This is a genomic window from uncultured Aquimonas sp. (assembly GCF_937888285.1).
Taxonomy (GTDB): Bacteria; Pseudomonadota; Gammaproteobacteria; order Xanthomonadales; family Xanthomonadaceae; genus Aquimonas.
The window spans coordinates 84,591-92,038 of sequence record NZ_CALART010000020.1; the positions used below are offsets into that span (position 1 = coordinate 84,591).

General features: G+C 69.8%; 4 protein-coding genes. All 4 read left to right on the top strand.

The genetic code is table 11. The annotated features are described in order from the left end of the window. Positions 1 to 61 precede the first annotated feature (61 nt). The 4 genes from Q0654_RS06185 to Q0654_RS06200 all read left to right on the top strand — a co-directional run bounded on the left by Q0654_RS06185 (position 62) and on the right by Q0654_RS06200 (position 7,120). Entirely contained in the window at positions 62 to 3,442 is a 3,381-nt protein-coding gene (locus tag Q0654_RS06185; RefSeq protein WP_298851612.1) for a hypothetical protein, read from the top strand. A gap of 186 nt (positions 3,443 to 3,628) precedes the next feature. Next, entirely contained in the window at positions 3,629 to 4,528 is a 900-nt protein-coding gene (locus Q0654_RS06190; RefSeq protein ID WP_298851614.1) for an ABC transporter ATP-binding protein, read from the top strand. After that, complete coding sequence (locus Q0654_RS06195) at positions 4,525 to 5,307, top strand: ABC transporter permease (RefSeq protein WP_298851616.1); 783 nt, start codon at positions 4,525 to 4,527, stop codon at positions 5,305 to 5,307. Before Q0654_RS06190 ends, Q0654_RS06195 begins: the two co-directional genes overlap by 4 nt. A gap of 4 nt (positions 5,308 to 5,311) precedes the next feature. Beyond that, positions 5,312 to 7,120: an amidohydrolase family protein gene (locus tag Q0654_RS06200; protein ID WP_298851618.1), complete on the top strand. Its 1,809-nt coding sequence runs from the start codon at positions 5,312 to 5,314 to the stop codon at positions 7,118 to 7,120. The last annotated feature ends 328 nt before the right edge of the window (positions 7,121 to 7,448 follow it).

Genomic DNA, 7,448 nt, shown 5'->3' on the forward strand with positions numbered 1-7,448 from the left:
CACACCGTTTCCGTCGGTCCGAACCGACACCACCCAGACCGGGCTCCCCGGGAGGATCTCCATGAAGCTTGCGAAGAGTTTGCTGACCGCGGCCATTGCCAGCGGCCTCGCCCTGTCGGCCCCGGCCTACGTCAGCGCTGCGCCAGTCGCGCAGAAGGGCGATGCGCCGAGCGAATCCACCAATCCGCTGCATGAATCCGCGCAGACCGAGTTCCTCGGCGTCGTCCAGCCCGAGATCCTGAGCGTCGACGTGCGCAATGATCCGGTGGGCCTGGAGTGGCTGCCCGGCGACCCGATCCGTGAGATTCCGCGTCGGCACTGGGATGATCCGGCGGTACTTGCGGCCCAGCAGCGCGAGCCGGTGAATCCGCCGCAGGCCGACCCGCTGGTGGCGCTGCAGCAGGCCCTGGACGGACTCGCCCCGCAGCGCGGCGCGGGCTTCGGTACGCCGCTGCAGAACTTCGAAGGCGCGCCCGGAACCACCCTGCCGCCCGATCCGACCGGCGACATCGGCACCACCCAGTACGTGCAGGCGGTCAACGCCTCCGGCGGCTCGCGTATCCGCGTCTACAACAAGGAAACCGGCGAGCTGCAGGCCAACTTCATCCTGGCCACCACCCTGACCGGCACCTCGCCCTGCAACAACGGCCTGGGCGACCCGATCGTGCTGTTCGACCCCATTGCCCAGCGCTGGGTGATCACCGAGTTCTCGCCGCAGGCCGGTCGCGCACTGTGCGTCTATGTCAGCGCCAACGACGACGCCGCCAACACCGCGGCGAACAACTGGTACCGCTACACCTTCGTGATGCCGGCCTTCCCCGACTATCCGAAGTACGGCGTGTGGACCGACGCCTACTACGCCACCGCCAACGAGGGCGGCACCTCGGGCGCGCGCCCGATCTACGCCTTCGAGCGCGAGAAAATGCTGCTGGGCCAGGCGGCGCGCTTCGTACGTGTCACCGTTCCGAACCTGTCCGGATTCGGCTTCCAGCTGTCCACGCCGGCCCACTTCGTCGGCGACCAGCTGCCGCCGACGAACGCGCCCGGCATCATCATGCGCCACCGCGACGACGAGGCGCACAACGCCGGCTCGAACAATCCGAGCAATGACTTCCTGGAGCTCTGGCAGCTCAGCATGGACTGGGCACCGCCGACGCCGGCCGGCACCCTCACGCCCGTGCACCAGATCGCGATCTCCGAGTTCAGCTCGCGCCTCAACGGCCTGACCGCCTTCCAGGCCTTTGCGCAGCCCAGCGGCCAGCGCCTCGACCCGCTGCGCGAGCCGATCATGAACGTGCTGATGTACCGCAACTTCGGCACCTACGAGTCGATCGTCGGCAACCTCACCACCAATACCCTGGTCGACCCGCAGATCCGCGGCGCCATCCGCTGGTTCGAGCTGCGCCGCACGGCGGGCACCGCGGCCACCGCTTGGGCCCTGCATGACGAGGGCACCTTCGCGCCGACCGACGCCGGCGGCAACATCGACCGCTGGATGGCCGGCAGCGGCATCGACAGCGCCGGCAACATCGCGCTGGCCTACAGTGTGGTCCGCCAGGCCGGAACGCCGGCCGGTATCTTCCCGGGCCTGCGCTATACGGGCCGACTGGCGACCGATCCGCCGGGCGTGATGAGCACCGGTGAGTTCCCGATCGTCACCGGCGAACGTTCGCAGGGCAACGAGCGCTGGGGTGATTACCACCAGATGGGCATCGACCCGGTCGACGGCTGCACCTTCTGGTTCACCGGCGAGTACATGGGCCCGGCCGGCACCACCAACAATACCCGCATCGCCAGCTTCCGCCACGATGCCTGCGGCGAGCCGGGTTTCACCCTCAATTCCAGCCTGCGCCAGGCGGAAGTCTGTGCGGCAGAGCCGCCGGTCGCGCTGCCGGCCGCCACGCTGACGGTCGGCCAGATCTCAGGCTTCACCGATCCGGTCGCGCTGGCTTTCAACCCGGCGCTGCCGACCGGCATCAGCGGCGTGATCGGCACCAGCCCGGTGACCCCGCCCGGCAGCTCCAGCCTGGCGCTGACGCTCAATGCCGGCGTCGCCGCCGGTCTGAACACGGTGACGGTCGAAGGCACCTCGGGCAGCCTCGTCCGCGATGTCGATATCGAGTTGAATGTGGCCACCCAGCTGCCCGGCGTGGCAGCACCCGCCCTGCCGGCCAACGGCGCGACCAATGTGGTACTGCAGCCCACGCTCAGCTGGAGCGCAGGCACCCAGGCCAGCAGCTACACGGTCGAAGTCGCCACCGACATGGCGTTCTCCAACATCGTCTTCACCGGCAACGTCAGCAACGGCACGAACATCGCCGTGACCTCGGCACTGGCCTCCAACACCACCCACTACTGGCGGGTGCGGCCGGCCAACGTCTGCGGCGCCGGCACCAACTCGACGGTGTTCAGCTTCCGCACGCAGCCAGCGCCGGGCGATTGCGCAGAGGGCACTATCGCCACGGACGTGTTCACGGAGAACTTCACAGCTGGCGCAGGTGGCTTCACCGTCGGCGGCACCGGCGCGCAGACCTGGGCGCTGTCGACCGTTCGGCCGAGCCCGGCCTCGGGCGGCAACGCCATGCTGGCAGTCGATATCGCCACGGTCTCCGATCAACAGCTGACCTCGCCGGCGATCAATCTGCCGACTGGCCAACAGCCGCTGACGCTGCAGTTCCAGAACTGGCGCAACATCGAGAACAACGGCACCACGGGCTGCTATGACGGCGGACTGCTGGAGATCTCGGTCGATGGTGGCGCCTTCACCCAGCTCGCCGGCGCGGCGCTGCTGAATGACCCGTATCGCGGGCCGATCAGCGCCAGCTTCGGCAACCCGCTGGCTGGCCGCAACGCCTGGTGCGAACCCAACCCCGGGCGCCCCTATGGCAATACCCTGGTCGATCTGAGCCCCTATGCGGGCAACAGCGTGCGCCTGCGCTGGCGCCTGGGCACCGACGACTCCGCGGCCCGTGAAGGCTGGTACGTCGACGACGTCAAGGTGCAGTCCTGCGTCAGCGGCGATCCGGCCGATCTGGCGATGACCATGGTTGGTCCGGCGAGCGCGGTGGTGGGCGGTACCGCCAGCTTTGCGATGGAGGTCGAGAACCTCAGCACCGGCAACGCGAGTTCGGTCAACGTGGTCGTGGCACTGGATCCGGCTTTCGCCGTGCAGACGGCCACCGGCACCGGCTGGACCTGCAGCACGGGCACGCCCCAGCAGGCCACCTGCACCCGCGCCTCGCTGGCGGGTGAAGCCACCGCGCCGGTGATTACCGTCACTGCCAACGTCAACGCTGCAGCCGTACCGGGTGCGACGACCTCCAGCGCCACGGTGTCGGCCGGCAATCCGGATCCCGACGGCACCAACAACAGCGACAGCGCCACGGTGACGGTGCTGGGCGTTGCGGTGTTCAAGGACGGCTTCGAGACCATCACGCCGTAACCCAGCCCTGCATGCGGCTCTCACGGGCCCGATGCGCAGCCGCGCATCGGGCCCGTTTCTTTTGGGGCCACAGCAGGTGTGGATGACGAATGTCATGCCAAACGGCTGACAGGCTCCACTGATGGCTATGCCGCCGGATCCGGAAGCTGAGCTGCACGCGGCACCCGCCGTATCCGGAGCCCTGTCATGTCGACGCCTGTCATCCACCCGATCGCCCGACTCACTGGCGCCCGCAAGCGTTACGGCGCCATCACCGCCCTCGACGGCATCGACCTGGAGCTGCGGCGCGGCGAGCTGCTGGCGCTGTTGGGCAGCAATGGCGCCGGCAAGAGCACGGCGCTCGGTCTGCTCACCGGGCGTCTGGCTGCGGACGCCGGCGAGGTCAGCCTGTTCGGCGCCGACCCGCGAGAGGCCTCGGCCCGCCGCCGCATCGGCGTGATGCTGCAGGAGGCGCGCCTGCCCGAGACCCTGCGCGTGCGCGAGCTCGTGCATCTGTTCGCCAGCTACTACCCGGCACCGCGTGCGGTCGACGAAACGCTCGCGCTGGCAGGCCTGACCGAACTCGCCCCGCGTCGCTATGCCGCGCTCTCCGGCGGCCAGCAGCGCCGCGTGCAGTTCGCGCTCGCGATCTGCGGCGCGCCCGAGCTGGTGTTCGTCGACGAGCCCACCACGGGACTCGATGTCGAAGCCCGTCGCGGCTTCTGGCAGGTGATCCATGCCCTGCGCGAGGCCGGCACTTCGATCGTGCTGACCACGCACTACTTGGAAGAGGCCGATGCGCTGGCCGAGCGCGTCGTGCTGATCGAGCGCGGTCGCATGATCGCCGAGGACACGCCTTCCGGCCTCAAGTCCCGCGCACAAGGCGCGCGCCTCCGCTGCGTGACCCGGCTCTCGGCTGCCGAGCTCGCCGCGCTGCCGGAAGTGCAGTCGATCGAGCCCGAGGGCAGCCGCGTGTCGATCCGCTGCAGCGACAGCGATGCCCTGCTGCGCCGCCTGCTGCACCTCGATCCCGCGCTGCACGGCATCGAGATCCGCCCGCTGAACCTCGAAGACGCCTTCCTCGCCCTGACCGGAGACGCCGCATGAACGCCCCCAGCCTGCATTCGAGCCTGCCGATGACAGGCGCACAGAACCTGCGCCTGTACGCGCTGGAGGCCTGGTACGAGCTGCTGCGCATGGCGCGCACGCCGGCCTTCGTCATCCCCACCCTCGCCTTTCCGGTGGCGTTCTACCTCATGTTCGCGGTGCTGATTCCGGGCCAGTGGGGCAGCTTCCAGAAGGCGACCTATCTGTTCGCCACCTATGGCGTGTTCGGGGTGATCGGACCGGCCCTGTTCGGCTTCGGCGTCGGCATGGCGATGGAGCGCGAAAGCGGCCTGCTGGAGCTGAAGCGCGTGTCGCCGATGCCGATCGCCGCCTACTTCGCCGCCAAGATCGCGATGAGCCTGATCGCTGCGCTCTGCGTGGTGCTGCTGCTCAGCGCCGCGGCGATGGGCCTGGGCGATGTGCGCATGGCTTTCGGCGACTGGACCCTGCTGCTGGGCGCCTTGATGCTCGGCGCCCTGCCCTTCTGCGCGCTGGGCCTGCTGATCGGCAGCCTGGTCAAGGGCCAGGCGGCGGTGGGCATCGTCAACCTGATCTACCTGCCGATGTCGGTGCTGTCGGGCCTGTGGATGCCGCTGTTTGCCTTTCCCGAGATCATCCAGAAGCTGGCGGTAGTCTGGCCGGCCTGGCACCTCGCGCAGCTGGCGCTGGGCATCAGCGGCCAGATCGAAGGCGTCAACGTGCTGCTGCACAGCGCGGTGCTGATCGGCTTCACCGTGTTCTTCCTGGCGCTGGCCGCGCTGCGGCTCAAGGGGCGCTGAGGCCATGGCGCGCCTCTCCACTCCCGCATTGATCGCCGCGCTGAGCGGCGTTGCATTGATCGCACTGATCGCGCTGAGCGAAGGACCCAAGTCTCCTGCGAAACCACCCGCGCACGATGCCGGCCCCGCAGCCTTCCTGATCCGCGGCGCGCGCGTGTTCGACGGCGACAGGCTCTGGCCGCGAGCCGATGTCGCCGTGCGCGACGGCCGCATCGAAGCGATCGCCGAATCGCTGTCCGCTGGTGGACTGACGGTGGTGGAAGCCAGCGGCCAGACTCTGATGCCTGGCTTCATCGACGCCCATGTCCACGCCTACGGCGAGGCCCGCCGCGAAGCCCTGCGTTTCGGCACCACCACCGTGCTCGACATGTTCGGCGATCCGGCGCTGCTGCAGAGCGCGCGTGCCGAGCGCGAGTCGCTGGCCACCAGCGAGCATGCCGACCTCTGGGGCGCGGGCCTGCTGGCCACGGCACAGGGCGGTCACGGCACCCAGTTCGGCGTCGCCGTGCCGACCGTGGACACGCCAGAAGCCGCGCAAGCCTGGGTGGCCGCGCGCCGCGCCGAGGGCTCGGACTTCATCAAGCTGGTGCGCGAGGATCTGTCGGCCTATCGCGATACCGAGCGCATGCCAACGCTGGACGCCGCGCGCTCGCAGGCGGTGATCACCGCGGCCAAGGCGCAGGGCCTGCGCGCGCTGGCGCATGTGTCAACGGTGGCCAATGCCATCGAGGTACTGGAACAGGGCGCGGATGGCCTCGTGCATGTGCCGCACGATGCCGGCAACGACGCGGCATTCGTCGAAGCTGTGCGCACGCGCGGCGCCTTCGTCACGCCGACGCTGTCGGTGATCGCGGCGTTCTCGGGTGTGGACAACGACTTGGCGAACCATCCGCGCCTCGCCGAACGCCTGTCGGCCAGCCAGCGCGAGCAGCTGCGCGGACGCCCCAGCTTCGGGCCGCTGGCAAGGCAGCTGATCGACCGCGCGAAAGCCCGCGTCGCCGCCCTGCATGCCGCCCGCGTGCCGCTGCTGGCCGGCACCGATGCGCCGAATCCAGGCACGGCGTTCGGCGTCTCGATGCACGGCGAGCTGGCCCTGCTGGTCGAAGCGGGCCTGAGCCCGCTCGAGGCCCTGCGCGCAGCGACCTCCGTGCCGGCGCAGCGCTTCGGCCTGACCGACCGCGGCCGCATCGCGCCGGGCCTGCGCGCCGATCTGGTGCTAGTGGAGGGTGACCCGAGCGCGGACATCCGCGCCACCCGCGAACTCGTCAGCGTGTGGAAGAACGGCCGCCGCGTCGACGCGCGCCCGCCGGCCGCGTCCGACGCGAAGCTGGCGCCCGGCACGCTCGCGGACTTCGACGCCGACGCCCTGCCGTCGAGCTGGATGGCGGCCTCGGACCAGATGCGCGGCGGTCGCTCGACGGCACGTATCGCGCGCATCGTAGACGGTGCAGCTGAGAGTGCCGGTGCGTTGCGCGTCGAGGTCGAGCTCGCTTCGCAAGGCGTCGGTGGCCAGCCCGCCTGGGCCGGCGTGTTCTTCAGCCCGGGCGCCGCGCCGATGACCCCGGTTGACGCGAGCGCGGTGTCAGCCCTGCATCTACAGATGCGCAGCGCCGCGCCCCTGCAGCTGCTGCTGTTCTCCGGCGACGGCGCGCCCGTGGTGGTGCCGATCGCCGCGAGCGCCGAATGGCGCAACGTCGAAATCGATCTCGCCACGCAGCCGGGTCTCGATCGCTCGCGCCTGCGCGGCATCAGCCTCAGCGCGACCAGCACAGGCCCACAGCGCTTCGACATCGACCTGATCGAAGTCCGATAGGTGAAAAAGCCGCTCGAGCGCTAAGCCGTTCGCATAGGGTGGGCCCTGGCCCACCATGAGCCGAACCCACGCGATGCCGCTCGCCACGGGCGGTTCGCAGCAGCCAGTTTCGGACGTCGTATGGATGCACACAGGGGGGAGCCTCCATGCCACGGTGGGCCAGGGCCCACTCTATGGCGCCCGGCTTCCCGCTTCCCGCTTCGGCTTCCCGCTTCGGCTTCCCGCTTCGGCTTCCCGCTTCGGCTGTTGCGGGCAGGAGCCCGCGCTCTTTCCCGGGGCCCCTGGGGAGCGGCGGGAGGCCGTGGATCAGCCCGCAGGGGCGGCCGCA